Annotated in this window: 1 protein-coding gene; it reads right to left on the bottom strand. The window is 53.6% G+C overall.

The genetic code is table 11. The features are described from left to right. Window positions 1-97 precede the first annotated feature (97 nt). Window positions 98-1,306: an IS110 family RNA-guided transposase gene (locus ACZ6ZO_RS12805; protein WP_272707699.1), complete on the bottom strand. Its 1,209-nt coding sequence runs from the start codon at window positions 1,304-1,306 to the stop codon at window positions 98-100. Window positions 1,307-1,619: the final 313 nt, after the last annotated feature.

Genomic DNA, 1,619 nt, shown 5'->3' with positions numbered 1-1,619 from the left:
GGGTTGATTTTTCAGCCGGGGTTGTTTGGCCGTGTTGTTTTCTGGCATGGCTGTTAGCCGACTGGGGTTTCCCAGTCGGCTGTTTGGTTCTTGAGGTTTAGGCTGCTTCGACTTCCTGTGATTGGTCGGGATCGCGGTAGTACTCGTGGTTGCTCATCATGGCGTATAGGACGTTGAGCCGTCTGCGGGCTAGCGCTACGACTGCAGCGTTGTGTCTCTTGCCTTCACGGCGCTTTCGTTCATAGAATTGCCGTGAACGCTCGTGGAATCTGATGGATGCAAAGGATGATTGCCATAGGGCGTTCTTTAATTTTTTATTGCCAGCTCTGTTCAGTGAGTTCGACATGATTGAGGTTCCGGACTGATTCGTTCGGGGTGATAAGCCAGCGTAAGAGGCTAGGTGCCCAGCTGTCGGGAAGTCGGACATGTCGCCCGCGGTCATGAGAATTTGGGCAGCCGTCTTCGGCCCGATTCCTGGCATGGATAGCAGGATTTGAGTGTGGGGGATGTCGTTGATGAGCTCGATGACTTCCTGCTCGATTTGTTTGCGGTGCTCGAGCTTTAAAAGCGCGTCCTTCGCCGACATTGCTACGCCCATTTCGGCATATTGTGCACCAGCAATGGCGACTGTTTGCTCAGAGATGGCAGCGAATATGGCATCGATGACGGGCTCGGGATTGCGTGCCTTATAGCGTCGAGCGAAGGCAGCTGCTTTGGCTTTTCCGAGGCGCTTTATTTTGGTGGGCCCGCCGTAGCGTGCAAGTAGGTGCAGAACCCATTTGCGGTGGATCACCTGGCCGCGAAGGGCTTGTTCGAATTGCGGGTAGCAGCCAACTAGTGCACTTCGAATCTGATTGATGAGCCTGGTGTAGGAGCGTGCTAAGTCTTCGTCGATGCCGTTGAGGACTTTCAACTGGAGGAAGGCTTCTTCGACGCGGTCGACACTGCGGAGGGATTCCGGAAGGTTCTTTGCAGCGTGGGCGATGATATATGCATCCCGGATATCAGTTTTGGCATTACCAGCGTGGATGCGTGAGAGTTGGCGCATAGCCAAACCTGGAAGGTAGCGCACGTCGATTCCGATGTCTTGGGCAACTGCGACAGTTAGTCGCCCAATGTTATTGGGCTGGTCCACGACGACAAGGACCTTGTGGTCGTTTGCGCTAAACGTTGAAAAGAGTGTGCGCAGGGATTTTTCGTTTTGGTTGATACGCTTTGATAGCACTTGGGCGCCGTCGATATCTAAGACGCAAGCGTGGTGAAAGTATTTGCCAACGTCCATGCCGATGACATAGTCGTAGGTCATGCCAGACCTCCTAGCGAATTGAACGAGTGTGAGACTTATTTCATCGCTGGTGGTCGGACATACTTCACGCTGGCATCCACATTACTTGAGACCTCACACATCCTGTGTGGGTCAGGTTCCTATTAGCAGTCTGGAGTATGTCACTGCCTTCGGCGGCATCACCCCCCGGATCATTTTCAGACAGGGACGAAAACAAGCCATACCGAAGCCAGCGACTAGTTCCGCTGCCACAAGGCAGAAGGAACGCAGATAAACATAGCCTGCCCCAGCATGGGGCTAGGAGTACGAATCCTGGGCTCCTTCAAGCGGAACT

This window comes from Corynebacterium sp. NPDC104732 (assembly GCF_055583565.1).
The sequence above is the reverse complement of the archived record's forward strand: the minus strand, read 5'-3'. Positions and strand labels throughout refer to the sequence as shown.

Excerpts from the sequence above, each read along its gene's own strand:
- ACZ6ZO_RS12805 (WP_272707699.1), bottom strand. The coding sequence starts at position 1,306 with ATGACCTACGACTATGTCATCGGCATGGACGTTGGCAAATACTTTCAC.